This window comes from Halomonas kalidii (genome assembly GCF_030010475.1).
Lineage (GTDB): Bacteria > Pseudomonadota > Gammaproteobacteria > Pseudomonadales > Halomonadaceae > Halomonas > Halomonas heilongjiangensis.
Map to the genome: position 1 here is coordinate 157704 of NZ_JASCQN010000042.1, position 25072 is coordinate 182775.

The following is a 25072-nucleotide window of genomic DNA, read 5'->3' on the forward strand; positions in this document are numbered from 1 at the left end:
TCAGGATGACGGGAATCCATCATTAATTTGGTGGTTTTTTCCATGAAATGCCCATAGGTCTGGCGGATAATTCTTATCCTTCCGTCAGCCGTTTCAGGAATCCGCCATGTCCCGGCCGCTGCATGCCGACATCGATCTCGACGCCCTGCGCCACAATTATCGCCTCGCCCGTGACCTGGCCCCCCACAGCCGTGCGCTCGCCGTGCTCAAGGCCGACGCCTATGGCCATGGTGCGGTGGCCTGTGCCCGGGCGCTGGAGGGGCTGGCACCGGCCTTCGCCGTGGCCTGCCTCGAGGAGGCGGTGACCCTGCGCGAGGCGGGCATCGCTACCCCGATCATGCTGCTCGAGGGGGTCTTCGAGGCCAGCGAGCTCGAACGGGTCGAGGCGCTGGGGCTGTGGATGGTGGTGCACAGCGACTGGCAACTCGACGCCCTGCTGACCCATCGCCCGGCCCGGCCGATCCCGGTCTGGCTCAAGGTGGATTCGGGCATGCATCGACTCGGTTTCCCTCCCGAGCGGATCGAGGCGGTCTGGAAACGCCTCGTCGCGGCGCCGGAGCATGCCTGCGACTTGCACCTGATGAGCCATTTCGCCACTGCCGACGCCCTGGACCCGAGCTACTTCCAGCACCAACTGGCGTTGCTGGAAACACTGGCGGAACGCCTGGGGGCGCCCACCTGCCTGGCCAACTCGCCGGCCACCCTGGCCTGGCCCGAGGCCCACGGTGCCTGGAACCGTCCCGGTGTGATGCTCTACGGCGGCGATCCCCTGGCAGCCTCCAGCGAGGCGAGCCGCCGGCTGAAGCCGGTGATGACGCTACGCTCACGGCTCATCGCCGTGCGCGAGCTTGCCCCCGGCGAGCCGGTGGGCTATGCCGGCCGCTGGCGGGCACCGCGGCCGTCGCGGATCGGCGTGGTGGCGGCAGGCTACGGCGACGGCTATGACCGCCACGCCGTCGACGGTACCCCGGTGCTGGTCGAGGGCCGGCGCACCGCCATCGCCGGCAAGGTCTCCATGGACATGCTGACGGTGGATATCACCGATATCCCCGGTGCCGAGATCGGCAGCGAAGTGGTGCTCTGGGGACGGGCGGCCAACGGCGAGGTGCTGCCGGTGGACGAGGTGGCACGGTACTGCGATACCATCAGCTATACCCTGCTCACCGGGGTGCTACCCCGAGTGCCGAGGCGGTATCATGGCGGTTTTGGCTGACGGATAATGGCATGTCACGGAAAGACTACCCCAGCTCCTTCGCGCATCCCCGCTACTGGCCCGTCTGGCTCGCCATCGGCGCCATGCACGTCACCGCCTGGCTGCCGTGGCGCCTCAAGTTGTGGCTCGGCAAGGCCATCGGCCTGCTGGCCTGGCGACTGGTGCCGCGCCGCCGGCACATCACCGAGACCAACCTCCGGCTCTGCTTCCCTGAGCTCGACGAGGAGCGGTTGCAGCGACTCGTGCGTGACACCTTCGTCGCCAACGGCATCGGTATCCTCGAGACGGCGACCGGCTGGTGCCGTGATCCCGAGCACCTGCGTCACCGGGTGACCTTCAAGGGGCAGGAGCACATGGCCCGGGCACAGGCCGAGGGGAAGGGGGCGCTGATCATCGGCGTGCACTTCTCGACCCTCGATCTGGGGGCGGCGCTGCACTCGCTGTTCTTCCGGGCGGATGCGGTTTACCGGCCCCACAACAACCCGCTCTTCGACCGCTTCATGGGCCGTGCCCGCCACGACTACTTCGATGCGACCCTGGACCGCCGTGACCTGCGGGGGGTGGTGCGGCGAATCAAGGCGGGCCATGCCGTCTGGTATTCGCCCGACCAGGACTTCGGCCGCCATGCCAGCGTCTTCGCGCCCTTCTTCGGTGTCGAGGCGGCGACCGTCAAGCTCACCGCCAAGATAGCCCGCATGACCGGGGCGCCGGTGATGCCGCTGATGTTCCATCGCAATCCCGACGACCGCACCTACACCCTGGAGTACCTGCCGCCCCTGGCGGACTTCCCCAGTGGTGACGAGGTGTCGGATGCGGCGCGGGTGAACGCCTTCATCGAAGGCGCGATTCGCAAGCATCCGGAGCAGTACCTGTGGCTTCACCGGCGCTTCAAGACGCGTCCGCAAGGGGAGACAGGGGTCTATTGACCGGTGACGGGCATCACAAGGTGTAACCTTCGGTAACTTGCAACTTCGGGGCGGGGCGACAAGCCTGAAGGGACCGCCGGGCGAAATCCTTGCCCTGAGGCGGCCGGCAACGCCACCGGAAAAGGAGGTTCCATATGCTTGGCAACGCCATGCTGTTCCTGATCATTGCGATCATCGCCGCTGTTCTGGGGTTCTCCGGTATCGCCGGAGCCGCCGCCTGGATCGCCCAGATTCTCTTCGTGCTGTTCCTGATCCTGTTCGTGGTGTCGCTGATCCGCGGGCGGCGCTGACGTCACCTGACACCCGAACCATTCTACCCAGGTAGACTACCGCTCACCGGAACGACGAAGGCCCCACCGGGGTGGGGCCTTCGGGCATGCGCGACCGTCGTCGCCTCAGGCGTCGATGCGCTTGTATTTCATGCGGTGGGGGGTATCGTTGCCGACGCGCTGGCGGTGATCCTCCTCGTATTCCTGATAGTTGCCCTCGAAGAACACCACCCGGGAATCGCCCTCGAAGGCGAGGATATGGGTGGCGACGCGGTCGAGGAACCAGCGATCGTGGGAGATGATCATGGCACAGCCGGGGAAGGCCAGCAGCGCCTCTTCGAGGGCGCGCAGGGTCTCGATGTCCAGATCGTTGGATGGCTCGTCGAGCAGCAGCACGTTGGCACCCTGCTTCAGGGTCTGGGCCAGTTGCAGGCGACCCCGTTCACCGCCGGAGAGGTCCTTGAGGAACTTCTGCTGGTCGTTGCCCTTGAAGTTGAAGCGCCCTACGTAGGCCCGTGACGACACCTCGTAGCCGTTGATGTTGAGGATGTCCTGGCCGTCGGAGACCGCTTGCCATACCGTCTGCTTGTCGTCGAGGGCATCGCGCAGCTGCTCGACGTAGGCGATGTCGACGGTGTCGCCGAGTACCACCTCGCCGCCGTCCGGCTGCTCCACGCCCTTGATCAGCTTGAACAGGGTCGACTTGCCGGCACCGTTACCGCCGACGATACCGACGATGGCCCCCTTGGGCACGGTGAAGGAGAGGTCCTCGTAGAGCAGCTTGTCATCGAACGCCTTGGTGACGCCGTGGAACTCGATCACCTTGTCGCCCAGGCGCGGGCCGGGCGGAATGTAGATCTCGTTGGTCTCGTTGCGCTTCTGGAAGTCGCCGGACTGCATCTCCTCGAAGCGGTTGAGGCGCGCCTTGCTCTTGGCCTGGCGGCCCTTGGCGTTGCTGCGCACCCACTCCAGTTCCTGCTTGATCGCCTTCTGGCGCGAGGCCTCCTGCTTGGCCTCCTGCCCCAGGCGCTTCTCCTTGGCTTCGAGCCAGTCGGAGTAGTTGCCCTCGAAGGGGATGCCCTGGCCGCGGTCGAGCTCGAGGATCCAGCCGGCCACGTTGTCGAGGAAGTAGCGGTCGTGAGTGATCGCCACCACGGTGCCCGAGTAGTCGTGCAGGAAGCGCTCGAGCCAGGCCACGGACTCGGCATCCAGGTGGTTGGTGGGCTCGTCGAGCAGCAGCATGTCGGGGCTGGAGAGCAGCAGGCGGCATAGCGCCACGCGGCGCCGTTCGCCGCCGGAAAGGTGGCCGACCCGGGCCTCCCAGGGCGGCAGGCGCAGGGCCTCGGCGGCCACCTCGAGCTTGCGCTCGATGTTGTGGGCGTCGGCGGCCTCGATGATGTTCTCGAGCCTGGCCTGCTCGCTGGCCAAGGCGTCGAAGTCGGCATCCGGCTCGGCATAGGCGGCATAGACGGCGTCGAGCTCCTCCTGGGCCTTCTTGATGGTACCCAGCGCCTCCTCCACGGTCTCGCGGACGTTCTTGTCGTCGTCGAGCCGCGGCTCCTGGGGCAGGTAGCCGACGTTGATGCCCGGCATCGGCCTGGCCTCGCCGTTGTACTCGGTGTCGACCCCGGCCATGATCCGCAGCAGGGTCGACTTGCCGGCGCCATTGAGGCCCAGCACGCCGATCTTCGCGCCCGGGAAGAAGGAGAGCGAGATGTCCTTGAGGATCTCGCGCTTGGGGGGCACGACCTTGCCCACCCGGTTCATGGTGTAGACGTAAGATCCTGTTGTGCCAGTCTTGTTACCTTTTGACAAAGCAATTCACCTCTAAGATTATGTTTTTGGTGGAAAAAATCATTTCCATTTTCAGGATTTATTGTACCGTAAAGGTTTACGAAAATCCACCAAAGTGATAGTGTGGAGTCTGTAACGTTTTTTGGAAACGTCATGTCATTCTCGATCAAAGAAAGCAAGTTTGGTAATGAGACCAGAGTTAAGCTGTTGCTTCAAGACTCCGTGCCGGTTTATTGGCCCTGCCTGTATGTTATAAAAAAGATGCGAGTTCGCTCACCCAATACTCAACAACGATTTCTCAGTGATCTGGTGGTTTTCTTAACTTGGTTAAAACTTGAGAGCATAGAATTAGAAGCGCGTTTGCAGAAGCGACCTCAGTCGCACTATCTGAGTGAGTCTGAGCTGGCTAGGTTCACCAGTCAAGTGCATTGGAAGAAGGAGACAATAGACAAGTTATTTAGTGGTGTCCGTTTGCATCATGCGGCCTACCAGCAGGTTGGCGCCTCCCAAGCTGAATCACGCATGATAACGGCTAAGAATTACCTCTCTTTTCTTTATGAGGCATTGGGCCATCCAGACGATCGCCTCGACCAAATTGCTCGGATGGTAAAGCGGGTTGATCTAAGTATTAAAGAGTCTAGGCCATCATGGAAGAGGAGACCTATGGAGCCTAAAGGGTTGACGCTTGAACAGGAAGATGTGCTTTTGAACAAGCTTCACCCAGGGTCAAAAGACAATCCATGGCCGAAGTCTGAGAAAATTAGAGTACGTAATTACCTGATCATTATGCTTCTTTTCAACCTGGGTATTCGAAGGAGTGAAATGCTGGGGATAAAATTGGCCGATATAGACTTCCGCAAAAACCGTGTTCAGATTATTCATCGGCCTAATGATCCTGATGACCCGCGCGTTTCAGAGCCGCTTGTAAAAACTAATGAACGCAGTCTTCCAGTTCGGGAAGAACTAATGGCAGTGATCAATAAATATATCAATATGCGGCGAGGCTTTAGGCGAGCTAAGACTCACCCCTATTTGATATTAGCGCATGGAAAGTCTGGGGGGGCGCCGCTCTCGATTAAGTCTGTTGATGCCGTGTTTAACATCGCTAAAAAAGCATTTCCTGTGCTGAAGGGTATCACGCCTCATACGCTGAGGCATCACGATGTTCACCAAACTATAAAGGTGGTCTCTGAGCAGACTAAGGATCTTCCAATTGAGGATAGAATGCAGCAGGAGAAACGAATACTAAATTATAAATACGGATGGTCAGACACCTCAAAAATGCCCAGCCTTTACGGACAAAAACAGTACCAAGAACAGGCTGAAAAAGCGCTGGAGGCACGAAATGATAAGCTTTTTAGCAATAGCTCATCACGCGATAAGGAGGACGTTAGATGATCTTGACGTCCCCGACTGAAAGCAATATTGAAATGTGGCTGAACCAGGAGATGATCGCGAAGAATGGTGGTGCATTCAGGCCGGCAGACGATAAGTGGCGAACTGACTTGACCTGTCGATCAGCGAATGTCGCAGAAGCTAAGTGCGCCGTACAAGAAGCAGCACGCCCCTGGTTAGTTGCAGCGTTAGCGTATTACGCAAAGGTGAAGTCGGCCAGGACCTTAAACAAAATGACCGGCATTCTTAGGCAGTGCGCCGCTTCGGGGCTTAATGTGCTTGACGAAGCCGATGCCATTGCAATACGTAATAAGCTAAGAAAAGGCCAATTTTCTATCTTACGCGTATTTCTCAAAGAATGGCGAGAAGACTATTTGCTTGCTGTTTGTCCAAGTGAACAGGTCGTTACTATCCTTTATGAACTAACGTCAAAAAATATCAGAGGGCCGTGTCCTGTCGAGAGCATGAATCCAAGAGTAGGTCCTTTCACGGTGCTTGAGACGCAGTCGCTGTTCGATTGGGCAAACGATGCTTATACCAATGGACGTATATCGCTTGAGCGACTTGTGTACATTAGGTTGTTGATTGCGACAGGCGCTCGCAAACGTCAAATTCAGCAGTTGGTGTTTGGGGATATCACCAATACAGTCGATGGGCCTACACTGTGGATGCCTAAGGCCAAGCAGAAAGGCTTTGAATATCGCAATAGCTTTCAATCATTTAAGTTGGCTACAGATCTTTACCAACTTCTTTTAAGTTACCAGAATCTTACGTTTCAGTGTTTGCAGTCTGAGCGGCCAGGAGTGGACTGGGTCATGGCATTGTCTCATGTGCCGCTGTTTCGTGCGAAAGGTAAAAGTTCTGGACGCTGCGTGATCATCGACGACCGTGATCTTCGACGCCTTGAAGTTGGCCCCCAGGAAAAATTTCACAAGCAGGATCGCACAATGAGTGCACTCCTTGAAGGGCTTGAAAAAGATGCGGCGTTTCCGGTCTCAGAGCGAACTGGTGAAAAAATTCATTTGGCATCACATCGCTTTCGACATACGCTCGGAACGGATATGAGTCGTATGGGCTATGGCGCGCATGCTATCGCCTCCGCACTTTGTCATAAATCTATTGCTAGCGTTGGTCGATACATCAAAACATCGCCAGAGATGTCCAAGCGAATCGACGATAAGATGAAGACACAAATGGCGCTGGTTGTTAATGCGTTTCAAGGTCGCTTGGTCGAGGGTGCAGATAACGCAATCAATGGCTTATACCCTAATAAGACGATCCGTGGTCAGACCGATGCCATTGCCACATGCGGTGCATCAGGAGGCTGCCACTTAGATGCCCCTGTGGCGTGCTACACCTGCTCGAAATTTCAACCGTGGATAGAGGGGGCTCATGAGGAAGTTCTGAAGCATCTTCAGTTACGCCAACAGCGAGCTATTGAAGCAGCAGGGCAGAACAGCGACGCGGCGATCAGTTTTGATCGCTCAATTCTCGCCGTGATACAGGTTATCAATCAGATTAATGATAAAAAGAGGCAGTCGAAGGGAGTGTCGGATGAGTAATGTTATTCCTTTTTTGCCAAAACCGGAGCTTGCGGCACAGGCTGTGTTAAACGAGTTTATTCACTGGGCAAAATCGAATATCCACCTCTACGATAAGCCCTTAGATTGTGTCCAGTGGGCAGCAAAGAGTTGGCACCGGTGGGGGTTTGAGAACACTACTTGTTCGAAGCTTGGGAAGAGATCTGAGTTGCTTCATCCTGATTTTATCGACTACGCCAAGGCGATGCTATTTGAGGAAAGAGTCATCAAGCTCAGAAAAAAAAATTATACATTACACGCTCTGCGTTGCTTGGAGGTGGCCCTTCTAGACATTACTCAAAACGGCGATGTAACAGCCGTAACTGCCGCTATTTTTGATAAAGCATGTGCAGTCGCGCAAAACTACTATGATGCTTCTACCACAGTTTATCAAGTATCACGGGAGCTCAAATATGTCAATGATCATCTTCACGCATTGGGCGTTGTTGCCAACCCTTTTATATGGGAGCCTCAGATAAAGCCCTTTAGAATAACCCTTAAGAAGAGCTATGAGGTTGCGAAGAAAAAGCTACCGAGCGATAAATCGTTAATTGCTTTGGGTGAGATTTTCCACAACAAGCCTGAATTGCCGTTGGACATTATGATCACATCTGCCGTGGCGATAATGCTTTCCCACCCATGTCGTATTGGGGAATTGGCCTACGTAAAAAAAGACTGCTTTTTCGCGGAACGCGATGCACAAGGCCGTGAGCAGCTCTATATGCTGTGGTACTCTGCAAAAGGATTCGGTGCAACTCAAAAGCCGATTCCCGACATCATGGCTGAGACGTGCCAAGAGGCGGTAAACCGGGTCATTGAAATCACTCAAGAAGCGCGTGATTACGCAAAATGGCTGGAGGAAAATCCCGATTCATTTCCACGCCACGCAGGTGTCCCTAATAAAGGGCTAGGCGAGCCACTTTCCACACAGGAAGCGTGTGATGCTTTAATGCTCTCAACGAGGAGGGTATCGTCAAGAGGGAATAAATCAAGGAAAGTATTTAAAAAATTCTTGGAGAATATAGTCGCCAAAAAAAGTACGTCTTCGAAAGCGCGTAAAATCGCACAAGAATTACTTTATGGCTTTGACTCCAGTAGTGGTACTCGACACTACGTGAATGGGTGGTTGGCTGAATACGAGTTTAACGATACGTTTAAGGTTACCCTCCGAACGCTCAATGTGTTACTGAGAGAAAAGTATCTGCCTGAGCACTTCCCTTTCACAAATTCCAAGCGAATTACCAAGTGGCAAGACGCCTTGTTCTGCTTCAGAACGGGAGCATTCGCGGCGGTTGACTCCAATAGAGGAACGGTCAAGCCGTTTGGCCTCACGGGATGTGGTAATGCGCGACTTAGCCTACATCTCACAGGAGGCTCGAAAGAGATAAAATCGATCTTTGAGCGCCACGGATATAACGGTGTTAAGGTAAATACTCACGCATTTCGCCACTACCTCAATACAGGCGCGAACCGTTCGTACTTGTCGCAGGAGCTGATTGCACGTTGGTCAGGCCGTGAGAATCCAAGCCAGAACAAGGTCTATAACCACATGTCGGTAGATGAAAAGGCCGCTGAGATAGAGGCATTTACACCCCAGCTGGCGGTTATGAGTGACAAGCTTCTAGCCTCATTGAAGACAAATGCCCCGATCAGCATGAAAGATTTTGGGGATGAGAGCGACCGCATCGTTCACCGCACGGAATTTGGGATTTGTATACATGACTATGCTCAAGAACCCTGCGCTAAGTTCAATAATTGCCTGACGTGCGGAGAGCATGTGTGTGTGAAGGGTGATGAGACGAAGCTGGTGAATCTCAAAGAGGAAAGAGAGTATCTGCGGAGCAGCTTAGAGGCTTTTCAAAGAGAAGCCGATGAAGGCACTTACGGTGCCAATACCTGGCTTCAAACTACAATGGAAAAAATGGAGCGCTGTGATCAATTGATCCAAATGTTGGAGAGCCCAGATATCGAAGATGGAGCGCTTATCAGAGGTGTTGAGAATGGCTGGGCTGCAGGCCGCAATGCATTGGCAATGCGAGGGGAGCTGGTTGAAGAGGATGCCAATCTCATCGCAACTGAGGATGACAAGGTGGCTGAGCTGGAGCGTCTATTGGGCTCTGGAGGTTAAACATGGCGCGACTTTCTGAAAAAGACGTTAAGCGAATTGAAGCGATGATCCGTGACTGGCGGGGTAGTAAGCTGACTTGGGAGCTAGTTGTCATCGCTTGTGAAAACGAATTGGGTATTAAGACAACTCGAAAAACACTTTTAACCCGTGATAACATCACGACGGCGATGCGGCTGCGTAAAGCGGAGTTGAAAGCCCCATCACAAGCGACGCGGCAGTTCACAGACATTGATCGCGCGAATGATCGAATTGCTCGTCTAACGCAGCGGGTAGCGGAGCTAGAGAAGGCGCAGGAAACCCTGGTCGACCAGTTTGCACGTTGGGCTTACAATGCTGACGCGCACGGGTTAAACGAGGCTATCCTAAATCAACCTATCCCCAAGCCTCACCGCTGATGGCGTTCAGTAACTATGTATCGATTACCGCAAGAGCCACCTCAAAATGCCCTTAATCTCCTCTACTTTCCACTACAACTCCGATCTCATCGGCGGCTCGCTGATGGTGCGCGAGAGCCGCATCGTGGCGGAGCTGCTGCTGGCTGGCTTCGACGATACGGTCTGGAAGGCGGCCATCTATGAGGAGAACCGCCTCCAGAAGGCGCGGCCTGCGACGGCCAAGCGCATGGCCCAAGCGATCCGTAAGCGCCTTGAGCGGCTTCCTCCGCAGTTCTGGCAGGTGTTGTGTGAGGGGGATGACCAGCTGGCCACCCAGGTGGCGTTCTGTGCAGCGCTGGCCCGCAACCTGCTACTGGTGGAGTTCCTGGAGACGGTAGTGGTCGATGCCTTCGTAACCCGTGCTGAAACGTTGGAGCCCTACCAATGGGATGACTTCCTTGCCGACCGTGCTCATCGTGACCCGTCTATTGCGGACTGGTCGCCTTCCTCATGCAAAAAGATGGGGCAGGTAGCCTTTCGCATGCTCTCCGAAGTAGGCTTGATGGAGAGTGCGCGTAGCCGTCGGCTGCGACCGCTCATGCTGCGGCCCGAGGTGGTGGACCTGCTGGAGCGCCATCGCCTGATTCGGCTGCTGGACTGCCTGAGTGCCCTGGGCCCGCGGTGATCCGCAACGGGCACGGGGTGGCGGTAGCGTGCCTGAGCGTCCGGCATCGCCAGCAATGGCCGCAGCACGTAGAATCACAGGCATCATAAAAAGGATGTCAGACGCAGGGATGAGAGCCGTATGTCACCACCTTCGCAGGGGCCGGCCCACCGAGAAGATCCTCAGATGAAGGATCGCCTCAACCAGATCGCCGAGAAGATCACCAGCGAGGCCTTCCTCTCCGGCCAGGGCCTGGGCAACGAGATCGGCTTCTGGATCTTCGACTATTCCCCCGAGCACGAACTGCAGGTTCGCGAGTACCTCACCTTCCTGGAAGGGGTGCTGGCCCGTCAGCACAGTGACCTGACGGTCGACCACGTCAACCTGCTGCGTGTGCTGCGCGACTACCTCCAGGAGCGTGGCTTTCTGGACAAGGCCATCGCCATGCAGCAGACCAAGGGCGATGCGGCGCTGCTCAAGGCGCTGCGTGGTCCGCTGCACATGGACAAGTTCGCGCCCTTCCTGATCCGACACGCCCTGTCGGACGACCCCGATATCATTCTGCTGTCAGGCGTGGGTAGCGTCTGGCCGGTGATGCGTGCCCACAGTTTACTCAATGCGCTGCACGGCAGGCTCGGCCACAAGCCGCTGGTGCTCTTCTATCCCGGCAGCTACGACGGCCAGAGCCTGACCTTGTTCAACCAGATCGCCAGCAATCACTACTACCGCGCCTTCTCGCTGGTGCCCCGATGATTGGCCGGCGGCCTTGCTGCCCTGGCGCCCGCTTTGTTGATCGCCTTGCCCCGCCACGGGAGCGAGGCGTTGCCCGTTAAGGAATCGATCGGACATGCGTATCCAGGAACTCTTCCAGAAACCCCTGCATCGCCCCATCAACGGGGTAGTGAAGGCCGACCAAAAGGACCGCGAGACTGTCTACCAGGAGCTCGACGAGTACATAGTGACCAAAGAGCTGGAAAAGCACTTCCGTGCCTTCTTCGAGTCCTACGCCACGCCGCTCAGAGATCCCTCCATCGCCAACCGAGTTGGAGTCTGGATCTCGGGGTTCTTCGGCTCCGGTAAGTCGCACTTCCTCAAAGCGCTATCGTACCTGTTGGCCAACATCGAGGCCGAGGATGAGGCCGGCAACCGGCGCCGCGCCGCCGACTTCTTTGACGAGCAGAAGCTCCACGACCCGATGATCCGCGCCGACGTTGCCAAGGCGGTACACGAGCCGGCGGATGTGATCCTCTTCAACATTGCAAGCAAGGCTAGCGAAAACGACGCGGGCAATCCGATCCTCCACGTCTTCCTGCGCGTGTTCAACGAGTACCAGGGCTTCAGCGGCGACCACCCGCATATCGCCCATATGGAGCGCCACCTGGCTCAGCGTGGTGTCTATAATCGTTTCCGTGAGGCCTTCCAGACGGCCAGTGGCCTAGCCTGGGAGAAGGAGCGCGACGGCTACCAGTTCTATCAAGACGACATTGAGCAGGCGATCAGCCAAGCTCTGGATCTCTCCCCGGATGCGGCCCACAAGTGGTTTGAGGAGGCCGAGGAGACCTTCAGCGTCTCGGTGGAGAAATTCTGCCGCTGGGTGAGGGAATTCCTCGACGCGAAATCTCTCACTCAGCGTATCGTGTTCATGGTCGATGAGGTCGGAGGATTCATAGGCAGCGATACTCGGCTAATGCTTACCCTGCAGACGCTGACCGAGAACCTCGGCACCATCTGCGGCGGCCGCGCCTGGATCGTGGTCACCTCCCAGGCCGATATGGACGCCGTACTCGGCGAGATGACCGCCGCCAAGGCTAATGACTTCTCCAAGATCGCCGGGCGCTTCAAGACCCGCCTGTCGCTCTCCAGCTCCAACTCCGACGAGGTGATCCGCAAGCGCCTGCTGGCCAAGACCCCCGAGGCCAGCGGCGAGCTGGCTCAGGTATTCGAGGCCAAGGGCTCGATCCTGCGCAACCAGCTTACCTTCGACCGCTCCGGCCCCACGCTCAGGAACGTCGACGGTGCGGAGAGCTTCGTCGTCAACTACCCCTTCGTGCCGTACCACTTCCAGCTGGTCCAGAAGGTCTTCGAGGAGATCCGCAAGGTCGGCGCCACCGGGGCACACCTGGCCTATGGGGAGCGCTCTATGCTCGACGCCTTCCAGATGGCCGCCAAGGCGGTGGGGGACCAGGAAGTCGGCGCTCTGGTGCCGATGCACAGCTTCTACCGCGCCGTGGAGGGCTTTCTCGATACCGCGGTCAAGCGCACCATCGACCAGGCCAGCGAGAACGCCGCGCTGGACGCCTTCGACGTGGAGATCCTGCGCACCCTGTTCATGATCCGCTACGTGGATCTGGTCAAGGGCACCCTCGACAACCTGGTGACGCTCTCCATCACCCGCATCGACGACGACCGCCTGGCGATACGTGAGCGCCTGGAGGGCACCCTGGCGCGCCTGGAGAAGGAGAGCCTGGTCACCCGCAACGGCGAGGAGTACCTGTTCCTCACCAACGAGGAGCGCGACATCACGCGCAAGATCAAGGCCACCGAGATTACCAGCAGCGACGAGAACAAGCTGCTGGCCGAGATGATCTACAAGGACCGCCTGCGCGACCGCAACAAGTACCGCTACCCGCTCAACAAGACCGACTACACCATCGGCCGCTACCTGGATGGCCACACCATCGACGGCCGATTCCAGAGCCAGCTGCGCGTCGAGGTGGTCTCGCCGCTGGATATCGATTACACCCAGAGCTACGCCGACCAGAACGGCGAGGCGGGTTGCATTCACCGCAGCAACGAGAACCAGGGCCAGGTGCTGATCCGTCTCGGCGACAACAAGGCGTTCTTCGACGACCTGCGCACCTACCTGAAGACCGAGAAGTACATCCGCCTGAACGCCGCCTCCGGCGACAGCAGCGTGGAACGCATCCTGGCCGACCGCGGCCGCGAGAATCAGGAGCGCCGCAAGCACCTGCTGGTGCGACTGGAGGATATGCTGCTGGATGCCGACGTCTACGCCCTGGGCCAGAAACTCGACATCAACCGCAGCCAGCTCAGCGCCCGCCTCGACGACGCCTGCCAGTACCTGCTGGAGAACACCTACAGCAAGCTCGGCTACCTACAGGTGCTCACCCCCGACCCCATGCGCGAACTGCTCGCCGTGATGACCGCCGACGACATCGGTCAGCAGGCCATCGAGCTCGACGGTGAGGAGGGCAACCCCCAGGCGGTGCGCGAGGTGGAGCAGTACATCGGCCTGCACGGCGGCGAGCCGGTGCCACTCACCCCGCTGCTGGAGCGCTTCAGCATCCGCCCCTTCGGCTGGTCGGTGGAGGAGACCCTGCTGATCCTCGGACGGTTGTATGCCGTGGGGCGGCTCACCTTCCACACCGCCGGCCCGGCGCTGCCCGGCAAGGAAGCCTTCGAGCTGCTCAACAACAGCCGTCGTCGCGGCGAGGTGCGGATTCAGAAAAAGCGCCAGACCGACGACGCCGTGCTGCGCCAGGTGCGCAATCTCACCAAGGACCTGTTCACCAAGCTCGGCCCCTCCAGCGAGACGGAGCTCTACGCCTTCTATGTCGAGCAGTTCAGCGAGTGGCGCAAACACCTGGAGGCCTACCGTAGCAAAACCGAGGTAGGCCGCTTCCCCGGCCGCGCCGCCATCGACAGCACCCTCAAGGAGGTCGAGCTCCTGCTGCGCATTGATGATAGCTTTGACTTCTTCAAGGCGGTGGCCGAGCAACAGAAGGACCTGCGCGATCTCGAAGAGGAGTATCGCGACCTCTACGAGTTCTTCACCAAGCAGCTCACCACCTGGAAGCAGCTGGACCAGGCGCTGACCCGCTTCCAGCCCAACCGCCCGGCGCTGGAGAAGGAGCCCGAGGCGAAGGCAGCCCTGGCCGAGCTCGACCGCATCTACGCCTCCGAGGCGCCCTACGGCATGCTGCAGAAGGTCGCCGGGCTGATCCACACGGTGGACGAGGTCAACCGCCGGCTACTGGAGCAGAAGCGCGAGCACGCCATCGGCCTGATCGACAAGCGCATCGCCCGGGTCAGCGCCGAGATCGTCAAGAGCGGCATCGGCACCCCGGAGCTCAGCAACCGCCTGCTACGCCCGCTGCAGCTGCTCAAGCAGGAGATCGAAGGAGCCACCAGCATCGCCCAGATCTACCTGCTGCAAGGGGATACTGCCAACGAGCGCGAACAGGACAGCCTTGACCAGCTCCATCGCGAGCAGAAAGCCGAAGCAGACCGGCAGCGCACCGCCCGTGAGGCAGCGAACAACGCTGGCAGCCGCGACATCCACGCCAAGTCCACCGGCGACACCGACGCAGCCAAAGGAGGCTCGTCCGCGACCGGCAGTCCCAATGCCGCCACCTCACCCAGCGAAGTGCGCGAGCGCGGCCCGGTGGCCGCACCCAAGCCTGTGGTCGACGTCAGCGTCAGCCAGGTGCTCAGCCGCACCCATGAAGGGGTCTACCTGGAGAGCCAGCAGGAAGTCGATGCCTTCCTTGATGCCCTCAAGCGCGAGCTGGAAGGCGCTATTCAGGACAACAAGCGCATTCGCTTGCGCTGAGACAGGTGACCTCAAGGAGGAAAAAAGGTCATGGATAAACAACACGCCGAACAGCTTCTCAAGACCGCGCTTGGCGATGGATCCGCCTCATTTCGACTGGGCCAGTGGGAAGCGATAGACGCCCTGGTAAATCAGCGCCGCAAGCTGCTGGTGGTGCAGCGCACCGGCTGGGGCAAAAGCTCGGTCTATTTCATCAGCACGCGTATCCTGCGTGACCGTGGCTTCGGAGTCACCATCATCATCTCGCCTCTGCTGGCCTTGATGCGCAACCAGATCGAGTCGGCACGGCGGCTTGGTATTCGCGCCGCTACCATAAACTCGACGAACCATCATGAAGAAGAGGCCGTAAAGAAGGCGCTATTCGCCGGTCAGGTTGACTGTCTGCTGATATCTCCGGAGCGCCTGGCCAACGATAATTTCGTGCAGACCGTGCTCATGCCCATCGCCGATCATATCGGGTTACTGGTGGTTGATGAGGCGCACTGCATCTCTGATTGGGGGCATGATTTCCGTCCTGATTACCGACGCATCGTGGGAATACTTCGGCAGCTCCCGCCCGGTGTACCGGTGTTGGGAACGACGGCTACCGCCAACGACCGGGTCATCGATGATATCCGTACCCAGTTGGGGGATATACTAATCCAGCGTGGCCCGCTGGGTCGTGAGAGCCTGGCGCTGCAGGCTATGATGCTACCGGATCAGGCCTCTCGTCTGGCCTGGTTGACTCAGGTGATCCCAACGCTGCCGGGCACCGGCATCGTCTACACTCTGACCACCCGTGATGCCGAGCAGGTAGCCGACTGGCTGCAGCGCAATGGCATCGATGCCAGCGCCTACCATTCCGACGTCAGTCCTCCCGAGTGGCTGCAGGCGCAGGGCCTGACCGACAAGAATCGCTATCGCGAGTACCTGGAAGATCGTCTGCTCCGTAATGAGCTCAAGGTGCTGGTGGCCACCGGGGCGCTGGGAATGGGCTATGACAAGCCCGACCTGAGCTTTGTTTTCCACTATCAGGCCCCAGGCTCCATCGTTGCCTACTACCAGCAGGTAGGCCGCGCCGGACGAGCCATCGACTCCGCCCTTGGCGTGCTGATTGCCGGCCATGAGGATGACGATATTCACGACTACTTTCGACGCTCGGCGTTTCCCTCGGATCATGAGATCAACACGGTTCTCGATACCCTGGCACGTTTTGATGGCTTGTCGGTTACTGCGATTGAACAGAATGCCAACTTGCGGCGCAGCCAAATCGACAAGACCTTGAAGATTCTCAGTGTGGAATCGCCTGCTCCGGTGGTGAAGGATGGGAGCCTGTGGCGGCGCACCCCGGTAGCCTACCGGCCGGATCATGAACGCATTCACCACCTGACGACGATCCGTCAGCGGGAGTGGCAGCAGGTCAACGACTACATCAACACCACGGGCTGCCTGATGAACTTCCTGCGTCTTTCCCTGGACGACCCGCAGAGCGAGCCCTGTGGTCGGTGTGCCAACTGCTTTGGACAATCGCTGGTGACTTCCCATGTTGATGCGCAGTTGACCCATCAGGCGGCCACCTATCAGCGCCATGCCGAGATGCCCATCAAGCCAAGAAAGCAGGTGGCTGCTCACGCCTTTCAGCAATATGGCTTTCGGGGCAACCTCCCACCTGGTTTGCAGGCACACGAGGGTCGGGTGCTATCGCGCTGGAACGATGGTGGCTGGGGGCGACTGGTCAAGCAGGGTAAGCAACAGGGCCGCTTCAGCGATGAACTGGTGGAAGCTATGGCCGAGATGATTGAGCAGCGATGGCAGCCTCAGCCCCGCCCCGGCTGGATCTGTGCCGTACCCTCTCTCAACCACCCGCACTTGGTTCCGGAGTTCGCCTGGCGACTGGCGAACCGGCTGGAGCTGCCTTACATCGAAGCAGTCCGCAAGATCAGGCACAATGAGCCCCAGAAGGCCCAGCAGAATCGCTTCCACCAGTGTCGTAACCTGGACGGTGTATTCGAGGTTGCCAATGGGCTACCGGGGGAGGCGGTACTGCTGGTCGATGATATCGTGGACTCAGGCTGGACGATGACCGTGCTTGCTGCGCTCCTGCAACGTGCTGGCACGGGGTCTGTCTACCCTATAGCCCTGGCATCCAGCTCGGTGAATGATTGATGACCCTTTCGACTGCCGCACAGGCAACCCTCCTGCTCACCAGCTACTTCAGCAAGCCTGCCAAGGGGGCGGCCAAACCCTTGACGCCCACCGAGTGGGGACATTTTGCCCAATGGCTGCATGAAACAAATCACACACCTGGGGACCTGCTGAGCCATACCGCGCCTTGGGTGCTGGGCAAGTGGAGTGATGAGAAGATTCCCCGTGAGCGGCTGGAGGCTCTGCTGCAGCGTGGCAGCAGCATGGCGCTGGCTCTGGAGAAGTGGCAGCGCTCGGGCTTGTGGATCATCACCCGCTCAGATCCGGAATACCCCAGGCGCCTGAAAAAGCGCCTGAAACATGCCGCTCCGCCCGTACTGTACGGCTGTGGTAACGCTGAGTTGCTCAATGCCGGTGGTCTTGCCGTGGTGGGCTCGCGCAAGGCAGGGAATGAGGATCTCACATATGCTCGCATGCTCGGCGCCAAGGCCAATCAGGCAGCCGTCGGCATCGTATCTGGCGGGGCGCGCGGTATCGACGAGGCCGCCATGCAGGGAGCCATCCAGGAAGGTGGCCCCGTCATTGGAATCCTCAGTGAAGGCCTACTCAAGGCGGCGACGTCCAGCCAGTGGCGCCAGGGCCTGATGAGTGGCGGTTTGGTGCTGGTTTCACCCTATTACCCGGAAGCGAGTTTCAATACCGGCAACGCCATGGGGCGCAACAAATACATCTACTGCCTGGCAGATGCCGCCGTGGTGGTGCACTCCGGCAGCAGTGGTGGTACCAAGGCGGGCGCCGAAGAGAATCTTAGGAAGGGCTGGGTACCGCTCTGGGTGAAGCCAACTCAAGATCCGGAAGCCGGCAACCAGGCGCTGGTAGACGCAGGCGGCACCTGGTGCGAACAGGAAATCGAGCAGCTGGATATCGGCTCCCTCTTCGCCCCCACCGAGACGCCTCTTCCACAGAAAACGCCTTGTCAGCCCGAACCTACACCGGCCACCGAGGTCGATGCTGGAGCCGAGCCCAGCGAAAGCGTGACAGGCAAGCCATTGGACGTCGACGTTCATGGCGAGGTCGGCGACGCGGTGGCAACTGACTCACAGCAAGAACCCGAGACCGAGGAGCCAGAAACTAACCCCTCTCCAAGGGAAACCGATGCTGGATGCCTCGAAGAGAGCACCGTGGAGCCGACTGAGTTACCTCAGCCGGATCTGTTCGGTAGTGACGAAAGCACAGAGGAAAGCGCTCAGCCAGCTGCGCCTGAGCCGGCGATGACCGATGCGGTAGAACATAAAGAGCCGCCGGTTGGCCCCGTCAACCAGAGCGGCGAGCACTCGAGCCAGATCAATTTCTACCGGCTGTTCCTGAGTGAGCTGCAACGGCTGGCTCAGAACCCCAGAACCGCTGACGACATCACCACCGAGACAGGCTTACACAAGACCCAGGTGAATGCTTGGTTGAAACAAGCAGTAGAGGAAGGCCGGTTGAAAAAGCTGACCCGGCCGGTCCGGTACCAGGCGATTCCAGAGGAGTTAGAGGATCCAGGCACCGTCGATGACGATGTGGAGCGCCTGGTGCGTCGCCTCCGTGCTCCGCATAACTTTGAGACATCATCGTAAGAGCTGCACAACGAAAGGCCTCTATGTAATTCGCCGAGCTCAATACGCCGACCGGTTTCTCCTAGTCCAACCCCGCTTGACAACATCATCTTTTGGCCATGAAGCCTGTCCCGTGTCCCAGGACACGGGACAGCCAAGAACATCTCGCCAGCCCTCGGCAACCCGCACGATCAGGAATTCAGCATGATTACAGGGAACATCAAGAAGTACGCTCCCAAGGCGCGTACCCGTTTCATCGAGACCATGACCCGCCAGGCCTCCCGCTACGGCATCACCAAGGGCCACGTGGCGCCCGCCGAGGTGCGTGGCGACGTGATGCTGATCAGCGCCCCGGATGGCCAGACGCACAGCTTCCCCAAGGCCCTGCGCGACCCCCGCGAGGCGCTGGCCAAGTGGGTGACCCAGCTGGGATTCGAGCAGGCCATGGAGCAGGCCGCCTACAGCTGGTTCAACCGCCTGTGCGCGATCCGCTTCATGGAGCTCAAGGGCTACCTCGATCATGGCCGGCGGGTGCTGTCCCACCCGGATCACGAGGGCGGCTTCCAGATCCTCGATGACTGCCTGGAGATCGATCTTCCTGGTTTGGATACCACCCGGGTGCGCGAGCTCAAGCTCGACGGAACCCAGGACGAGGCCCTCTACCGCGAGCTGCTGCTGGCCCAGTGCCACGCCCTGCATGAGGCCATGCCGTTCCTGTTCGAGCCGTTGGACGACGCCAGTGAGCTGCTGCTTCCCTACAACCTGACCAAGACCGACTCGCTGATCCGCGAGCTGGTCGAGGCGATTCCCGAGGAGGACTGGCAGGACGTCGAGGTGATCGGCTGGCTCTACCAGTTCTACATCGCCGAGAAGAAGGACCAGGTGATCGGCAAGGTGGTGAAGAGCGAGGACATCCCCGCCGCCACCCAGCTGTTCACCCCCAACTGGATCGTCCAGTACCTGGTCCAGAACTCCGTCGGCCGCCAGTGGCTGCAGACCTACCCGGACTCGCCCCTCAAGGGGCAGATGCCTTACTACATCGAGCCCGCCGAGCAGGAGCCCGAGGTGCAGGCCCAGCTGGACGCCATCACCCCGACGAGCATCGACCCCGAGACGGTCAAGGTGCTCGATCCCGCCTGCGGCTCCGGCCATATCCTGGTCGAGGCCTACAACGTGCTGAAGGCCATCTACGAGGAGCGCGGCTATCGATCTCGGGACATCCCCAAGCTGATCCTGGAGAACAACCTGTTCGGCCTGGATATCGATGACCGCGCCGCCCAGCTCGCCGGCTTCGCGCTGCTGATGAAGGCACGGGAAGACGACCGCCGGATCTTCAGCCGTGGCATCCGCCTGAACGTGATGGCCCTGCAGAGCACCCAGCACCTGGATGCCAGCACCCTATGGCGCGACCTCAACCTCACCGGCGACTGGCACCAAGGCCAGTCCCAGAGCCTGTTCGAGAGTGAGCAGAAGGAACTCTCCAGTAACGACAACACCTACAAGGCCATCGTCGACCTGATCGAGCGTTTCCAGGACGCCAAGACCTTTGGCTCGCTGATCGAAGTGCCCAATAGCTTTGAAGCGCCGCTCAAGACCCTGCGGGACGAGCTGAATAAGCTCAGCGACAGCGGCGACATCATGCAGAAGATTGCTGCCAAGCAATTGATGCCCATCGTGGAGCAGGCGTGGGTAATGTCACAAAAATACGATGCTGTCGTTGCAAATCCGCCCTATTTAGCTAAAAAAGCAATGGTGGGAAAAGTTAAAAACTATGTAGAGAGTGAATATCCTGAAGGGAAAAATGACCTTTACGCGGCCTTCGCCGTTAGATTTGATGGGCTTTTAAAAATTAACGCGTACTGTGGCTTAATGACGCCATATACATGGATGTTCCTTTCTTCATACGAAGATTTTCGTCACTTGTTGATTGACAAAATCAAGGTTCGAACATTAGTTCAGCCCGAATACCATGCAATATCAGAAAGTGCCGCGGTTCCCATTTGTTTTTTTGCGGCACAAAAATCACAAATAAATTCAATTTCATCGTTTTTTGATTTAACTGAAGTGTGGGGGCTTGAAGAACAGTCAGACGAAATAAAGAAAATATTAAAAAAGATGGAAGGCAAGGGGAGGAGAATAGATTTGCCTCTTGAAAGATTTGCCTCAATTCCAAGCAGCCCGTTTGTGTTTACACTGAGTGAGTCTATATACAAATCTTATGATTCTGGACGAGTATTGAGAAGCTACGCTTATCCTAGACAGGGAATAAAAACAGGAGAGAATGAGAGGTTTTTACGACTCTGGCACGAAGTTGATGTGACAAAGATAGGCTTTGGCAAGGAGGGTGAATCAAGCCCCGATGGAAAATGGTTCTTCTGCTCTAAAGGAGGGAGGTATAGAAAGTGGTACGGAAATATAGAACACCTGATTGACTGGGAGCATGGAGGTGAAAGAATAAAAAAATTTAAAGACAGTGACGGAAGGCTTAGATCTCGTCCACAAAATGTGGATTGGTTTTTTAAACCTGGAGGCACATGGTCCACAATAACAAGCGCCAACCTTTCAATGCGATATTTTCCCGAGGGATATGCATTCGAAAGCAAAGGGTCTGTTTGTTTTCCAAGTGACAGCTGGCCAGTTTTCTCATTAATCTCATTCATAAATAGCGCAGTGGTGATCGATATTCTTAGAAAGACATCACCAACCATAGACTATTCAGAAGGTGCCCTGTCTTCCCTCCCTGTATGTGACTTTGATTTAAGTAAGTCAAACGAAATTGGTCGCGAATGCGTCGAGATAGCTAAAAAAGATTGGGATCGACTTGAGCGATCACAACATTTTCTAGCTTCTCCGCTAACTCTAATTAAAAATACTTGTAATGCGAGGGAGATATATAGAAGAATTAGGGCTCAAGACAAAACGCTAGTGGACAAGCTTGCCAACCTAGAAAAAGAAAACAACAAGTTGTTTGATGATGCTTATGAGATGGATCATTTGCAAAGTGAAGATATTCCAGTAAATGAAATTACTCTAACGGCTAATCCATATTATAGATATGATGAGGAAGAAGATCGGAATTTAGAAGATTTAGAGGGAAGATTCCAGTCTGATACTGTTTCGGAGTTTGTCAGCTATGCTTTAGGATGTATGTTCGGAAGATACTCTCTGGATCGTGAGGGATTGGTTTATGCTCATGCTGGTAATATAGGGTTTGATGATCTCATCGCCGATGGGGTTTATACAGTTTTTCCTGTTGACTGTAACGGCATTATCCCTCTGACCGATAGGGAGTGGTTTCTGGACGATGCCACCAACCGCTTCCGTGACTTCATTCGCACCGTCTGGGGCGATGAAAACCTGCAGGAAAATCTTGACTTCGTGGCCGAAAGCCTCTGCCTACATGCCATCAAGCCAAAGAAGGGCGAAGCGGCACTGGATACCATCCGCCGCTACTTGAGCACCCAGTTCTACAAGGACCACCTGCGCACTTACAAGAAACGCCCCATCTACTGGCTGTTCAGCTCCGGCAAGCAGAAAGCCTTCGAGTGCCTGGTCTACCTGCACCGCTACAACGAAAGCACCCTGGCGGAGATGCGCACCGACTATGTGATCCCGTTGACCACCAAGCTTGCCAGCTACGCCGAGAAGTTGGAGCAGGACAAAGACGCCAGCACCTCCGCCGCCGAAGCTAAGCGTATCGAGAAGGAGCTGAGCAAGCTCTACAAGCAGCAGGCCGAGCTCAATGCTTTCGATGAGAAACTACGCCACCACGCTGACCAGCGCATCTCACTGGATCTCGATGATGGGGTGAAGGCGAACTATGGGAAGTTTGGGGATTTGTTGGCGGAAATGAAGGCCGTCACCGGGGAGAAGCCAGCATGATTAACCAGATTCGTATCGACAACTTTAAGTCGTTGGTTGATTTTGAACTGCGGCTGACATCTTTTACCTGCCTAGTTGGACTTAATGGCGCGGGAAAGTCGACTTTACTCCAAGCGATGGACTTTATTTCACAGCAGATGCGCGGTGAGCTAGATGAGTGGCTGGCACTTAGGCAGTGGGATAAAAGAGATATTGGTTCGCGTCTTACCCCAAAGCAAAACATTGACTTTTATGTGCAAGTTGAGATTCATGATCATGGGCTGGTGGAATGGTCTGCCAGCTTTAATCGCCACTCTCTTCGCTGCACGTCAGAAGAAGTTTTTCACGACGGAGTACGCCTTTTAAAGGTGGAAGATGCGGAATGCTGGCTGGTAAATGGAAGCGATGCCGGACTGAGAACTAGAAAAATGGATATCGTGTTCGAGTACCAGGGTTCGATACTTTCTCAGTTGAAGCCCAAGCAGCTTGGTGACGTTCTTCAGGCACTCAGAGAGCAGGTTGTAAATATCCGCTCCCTAGACCTGCTATCCCCTGAATTCCTGCGTCAGAGAACCAGAGAGTCCGCAGGCCATCTGGGCCTCGGAGGGCAAAAGTTATCCGCATACCTGCATGAGCAAGGCAGTGAGGCCAGGCAGCACCTGCTGAACCAGCTTAAGCATGTCTACCCGCAGCTTGCCAGTATCGAGACCCGCTCGTTGCGTTCGGGATGGAAGCACCTTGATATCTCCGAACAGTTTGCCGGGAAATTTCTGAAAACGCCGGCGCGTCATACCAACGACGGTTTGCTGCGCCTGATGGCGGTGCTTTCCCAGCTGTCATCCGATGAGCATTTTCTGCTATTCGACGAGATTGAAAATGGCATCAACCCCGAGCTTGTCGAATTTCTTGTTGATGCGCTGGTGGAAAGCGAACACCAAGTGATGGTGACAACACACAGCCCGGTAATTCTTAACTTTCTGGAAGATGACGTCGCCAAGAAGGGCGTTATCTATCTCTACAAGAACGCCTATGGAGCTACCCAAGCCATCCACCTTTTCTCGATTCCTTCTCTTGCTGAAAAGCTTAGCATCATGGGACCAGGAGAGGCGTTTATCGATACACAACTTACCGAGTTGGAATCTGAGATCAAGACGCTGAGCCAGCAGGAGGGCATGGATGCTGCTGCTACTGAGCGGTGAAGGACCTAGTGATATTGGCGTGTGCTACCCAGCGGCGAATCAGTGCCAAGCGGGGACCTACCAGCCCGGGCCGATGGCATGGGTGGTGGATCAGTTGGTGGAACATTGCCAAGGCTATGAATTCTCGCATCTGGAAAACGGTATGGTTCATTTTGTCAGCAAGTCGTATCTGGTGGAGAACAAACCCAAAGCGGGAAAAAAGCCAAAGCGTCTGCGGGGCAAAAAAACACCGAAAGAAACAACATATTACTATGAAAACGCCAGGTCGCTTGCCAGAAAGGCGTTGTCGCTGGCGGCCGAGCTGGACGACCAGATCATTGCCGTATTGTTTCGGGATGGGGACGGTACCGCTTCGGCCGGGCGCGGAGAGTGGCAAGAAAAATACAACTCCATGCTGAAAGGCTTTGATGATGAGGGCTTCAAGAATGGCGTGGCGATGCTGCCTAAACCTAAATCTGAAGCATGGCTGCTGTGCGCTTTAAAACCGGAATCTCCCTATCAGCACTGCGCTGCCCTTGAGAAGGAGTCCGGCAATGATCGCAGCCAAAACCCTCTCAAGGATCAACTGGATGATGCGCTGGGTGGAAAACCTTCCACTGATCAGCTCAATGAGCTAGTTACGCAGCGCCATGTTCGAGTTGAAGAGATCGATATGCCTTCACTGAAAGTGTTCAAGAATAGGCTCAGGGAGGTTGTTGAAATGGTGAATGGATGGACAGCATAAATGCAAATCAACCAGTTACAACAGAGCCTTCACCAAGACTTTTCCACTGACCGTCACCGCTTGGTTTACTGGTACGATGCCGGACACTTTTCCGAAGCGCTGGATGAGCTGTCCCTTGACGGCGTGCAGGTTCTCAATATGGCCGGGATGTCCACTTCGGGGTAAAGCTGCTCTTGAAGCTAGATGATCATGATGTGGTTCAAAACCCTATTGGTGGATTTTTATTATTTGAGAATAGAAAAGAGGTTGGCTATGAAATGCGACAGGTGTGGAAAAAACACATTAATAAATTATGGAAACTCTTCAAAAAATTTGTGCGAAAAGTGTGCTGACTCATCTAGTGGTAGTCAGCAATGCATTCATGAGGATCAAAAAATACTTGAGGGCAGGGTTGATAGTAACTCTGATGTTAACAGAGGTGTTGCGTCAGAAAGCGATAGCCAAGCAACGCCTTGGATGGGTGTTGTGGGTGTTTTGTTATTAGTGGCGGGCGCCTATTTTTTATTCGTTGATCCCGGAGCGCCGTCGTCTTCCGGAATTGTTAACCTTCAAAAAATGTCCATAGGGCAAACCTTCTCTATTATTGGATCAATATTTGTCGGATTCCAGTGGAGACCAAGGTGATTTTAAGAAACACAATAACCACGGCG

Annotated in this window: 18 protein-coding genes; 17 read left to right on the forward strand and 1 reads right to left on the reverse strand. The window is 56.7% G+C overall.

All coding sequences use genetic code 11. The features are described 5' to 3' along the window. The first annotated feature begins 106 nt into the window (after positions 1-106). The 3 genes from alr (at position 107) to QLQ85_RS14475 (ending at position 2429) form a co-directional block, all read left to right on the forward strand. Positions 107-1213 carry an alanine racemase gene (gene alr, locus QLQ85_RS14465; RefSeq protein WP_282739648.1) on the forward strand — a complete coding sequence of 369 codons (1107 nt, stop codon included), beginning with the start codon at positions 107-109 and terminating at the stop codon, positions 1211-1213. Positions 1214-1224: 11 nt separating this feature from the next. Beyond that, a complete protein-coding gene (lpxL, locus tag QLQ85_RS14470; RefSeq protein WP_282739649.1) occupies positions 1225-2139 on the forward strand; it encodes an LpxL/LpxP family Kdo(2)-lipid IV(A) lauroyl/palmitoleoyl acyltransferase in 915 nt (304 codons plus the stop codon). A gap of 134 nt (positions 2140-2273) precedes the next feature. Continuing rightward, positions 2274-2429, forward strand: coding sequence for a DUF1328 domain-containing protein (locus QLQ85_RS14475; protein ID WP_282722132.1), 156 nt, complete (start codon positions 2274-2276; stop codon positions 2427-2429). Positions 2430-2534: 105 nt separating this feature from the next. On the opposite strand, the gene ettA is transcribed toward QLQ85_RS14475, so the two are convergent. Continuing rightward, positions 2535-4175 carry an energy-dependent translational throttle protein EttA gene (gene ettA / locus QLQ85_RS14480; RefSeq protein WP_407650393.1) on the reverse strand — a complete coding sequence of 547 codons (1641 nt, stop codon included), beginning with the start codon at positions 4173-4175 and terminating at the stop codon, positions 2535-2537. A gap of 180 nt (positions 4176-4355) precedes the next feature. Here ettA and QLQ85_RS14485 point away from each other — a divergent pair, with 180 nt between their 5' ends. The 14 genes from QLQ85_RS14485 (at position 4356) to QLQ85_RS14550 (ending at position 25046) form a co-directional block, all read left to right on the forward strand. Further along, positions 4356-5600: a tyrosine-type recombinase/integrase gene (locus QLQ85_RS14485; protein ID WP_282722135.1), complete on the forward strand. Its 1245-nt coding sequence runs from the start codon at positions 4356-4358 to the stop codon at positions 5598-5600. Further along, positions 5597-7159, forward strand: coding sequence for a site-specific integrase (locus tag QLQ85_RS14490; protein WP_282739651.1), 1563 nt, complete (start codon positions 5597-5599; stop codon positions 7157-7159). The genes QLQ85_RS14485 and QLQ85_RS14490 overlap by 4 nt, the downstream gene beginning before the upstream one ends. Further along, positions 7152-9305 (forward strand): hypothetical protein, encoded by a 2154-nt coding sequence (locus tag QLQ85_RS14495; RefSeq protein ID WP_282739652.1) that lies wholly within the window; start codon positions 7152-7154, stop codon positions 9303-9305. Before QLQ85_RS14490 ends, QLQ85_RS14495 begins: the two co-directional genes overlap by 8 nt. A gap of 2 nt (positions 9306-9307) precedes the next feature. After that, positions 9308-9700: a hypothetical protein gene (locus tag QLQ85_RS14500; protein ID WP_282722138.1), complete on the forward strand. Its 393-nt coding sequence runs from the start codon at positions 9308-9310 to the stop codon at positions 9698-9700. 46 nt (positions 9701-9746) lie between these two features. After that, positions 9747-10364, forward strand: a complete 618-nt coding sequence (locus QLQ85_RS14505) for a DUF1819 family protein (protein WP_282722139.1) — start codon at positions 9747-9749, stop codon at positions 10362-10364. A gap of 165 nt (positions 10365-10529) precedes the next feature. After that, positions 10530-11096, forward strand: coding sequence for a DUF1788 domain-containing protein (locus QLQ85_RS14510; protein ID WP_282722140.1), 567 nt, complete (start codon positions 10530-10532; stop codon positions 11094-11096). A gap of 94 nt (positions 11097-11190) precedes the next feature. Beyond that, entirely contained in the window at positions 11191-14916 is a 3726-nt protein-coding gene (gene brxC, locus QLQ85_RS14515; RefSeq protein WP_282739653.1) for a BREX system P-loop protein BrxC, read from the forward strand. Between the two features lie 30 nt (positions 14917-14946). Beyond that, positions 14947-17061, forward strand: a complete 2115-nt coding sequence (locus QLQ85_RS14520) for a RecQ family ATP-dependent DNA helicase (RefSeq protein ID WP_282739654.1) — start codon at positions 14947-14949, stop codon at positions 17059-17061. Then, positions 17061-18659, forward strand: a complete 1599-nt coding sequence (locus QLQ85_RS14525; protein ID WP_282722143.1) for a DNA-processing protein DprA — start codon at positions 17061-17063, stop codon at positions 18657-18659. Before QLQ85_RS14520 ends, QLQ85_RS14525 begins: the two co-directional genes overlap by 1 nt. Positions 18660-18842: 183 nt before the next feature. After that, positions 18843-22520: a BREX-1 system adenine-specific DNA-methyltransferase PglX gene (gene pglX, locus QLQ85_RS14530; RefSeq protein WP_282739655.1), complete on the forward strand. Its 3678-nt coding sequence runs from the start codon at positions 18843-18845 to the stop codon at positions 22518-22520. Beyond that, complete coding sequence (locus QLQ85_RS14535; RefSeq protein ID WP_282722145.1) at positions 22517-23698, forward strand: AAA family ATPase; 1182 nt, start codon at positions 22517-22519, stop codon at positions 23696-23698. Before pglX ends, QLQ85_RS14535 begins: the two co-directional genes overlap by 4 nt. Continuing rightward, positions 23676-24422: a hypothetical protein gene (locus QLQ85_RS14540; protein ID WP_282722146.1), complete on the forward strand. Its 747-nt coding sequence runs from the start codon at positions 23676-23678 to the stop codon at positions 24420-24422. Before QLQ85_RS14535 ends, QLQ85_RS14540 begins: the two co-directional genes overlap by 23 nt. After that, a complete protein-coding gene (locus QLQ85_RS14545; protein WP_282739656.1) occupies positions 24423-24587 on the forward strand; it encodes a hypothetical protein in 165 nt (54 codons plus the stop codon). It abuts the gene before it with no gap. 18 nt (positions 24588-24605) lie between these two features. Next, positions 24606-25046, forward strand: coding sequence for a hypothetical protein (locus tag QLQ85_RS14550; RefSeq protein WP_282739657.1), 441 nt, complete (start codon positions 24606-24608; stop codon positions 25044-25046). The last annotated feature ends 26 nt before the right edge of the window (positions 25047-25072 follow it).

Excerpts from the sequence above, each read along its gene's own strand:
- QLQ85_RS14535 (WP_282722145.1), top strand. The coding sequence starts at position 22,517 with ATGATTAACCAGATTCGTATCGACAACTTTAAGTCGTTGGTTGATTTT.
- lpxL (WP_282739649.1), top strand. The coding sequence starts at position 1,225 with ATGTCACGGAAAGACTACCCCAGCTCCTTCGCGCATCCCCGCTACTGG.
- pglX (WP_282739655.1), top strand. The coding sequence starts at position 18,843 with ATGATTACAGGGAACATCAAGAAGTACGCTCCCAAGGCGCGTACCCGT.
- QLQ85_RS14495 (WP_282739652.1), top strand. The coding sequence starts at position 7,152 with ATGAGTAATGTTATTCCTTTTTTGCCAAAACCGGAGCTTGCGGCACAG.
- QLQ85_RS14545 (WP_282739656.1), top strand. The coding sequence starts at position 24,423 with ATGCAAATCAACCAGTTACAACAGAGCCTTCACCAAGACTTTTCCACT.
- QLQ85_RS14490 (WP_282739651.1), top strand. The coding sequence starts at position 5,597 with ATGATCTTGACGTCCCCGACTGAAAGCAATATTGAAATGTGGCTGAAC.
- QLQ85_RS14540 (WP_282722146.1), top strand. The coding sequence starts at position 23,676 with ATGCTGCTGCTACTGAGCGGTGAAGGACCTAGTGATATTGGCGTGTGC.
- QLQ85_RS14475 (WP_282722132.1), top strand. The coding sequence starts at position 2,274 with ATGCTTGGCAACGCCATGCTGTTCCTGATCATTGCGATCATCGCCGCT.
- QLQ85_RS14525 (WP_282722143.1), top strand. The coding sequence starts at position 17,061 with ATGACCCTTTCGACTGCCGCACAGGCAACCCTCCTGCTCACCAGCTAC.
- QLQ85_RS14505 (WP_282722139.1), top strand. The coding sequence starts at position 9,747 with ATGCCCTTAATCTCCTCTACTTTCCACTACAACTCCGATCTCATCGGC.
- QLQ85_RS14500 (WP_282722138.1), top strand. The coding sequence starts at position 9,308 with ATGGCGCGACTTTCTGAAAAAGACGTTAAGCGAATTGAAGCGATGATC.
- QLQ85_RS14485 (WP_282722135.1), top strand. The coding sequence starts at position 4,356 with ATGTCATTCTCGATCAAAGAAAGCAAGTTTGGTAATGAGACCAGAGTT.
- QLQ85_RS14550 (WP_282739657.1), top strand. The coding sequence starts at position 24,606 with ATGATCATGATGTGGTTCAAAACCCTATTGGTGGATTTTTATTATTTG.
- ettA (WP_407650393.1), bottom strand. The coding sequence starts at position 4,175 with ATGAACCGGGTGGGCAAGGTCGTGCCCCCCAAGCGCGAGATCCTCAAG.
- brxC (WP_282739653.1), top strand. The coding sequence starts at position 11,191 with ATGCGTATCCAGGAACTCTTCCAGAAACCCCTGCATCGCCCCATCAAC.
- QLQ85_RS14520 (WP_282739654.1), top strand. The coding sequence starts at position 14,947 with ATGGATAAACAACACGCCGAACAGCTTCTCAAGACCGCGCTTGGCGAT.
- alr (WP_282739648.1), top strand. The coding sequence starts at position 107 with ATGTCCCGGCCGCTGCATGCCGACATCGATCTCGACGCCCTGCGCCAC.
- QLQ85_RS14510 (WP_282722140.1), top strand. The coding sequence starts at position 10,530 with ATGAAGGATCGCCTCAACCAGATCGCCGAGAAGATCACCAGCGAGGCC.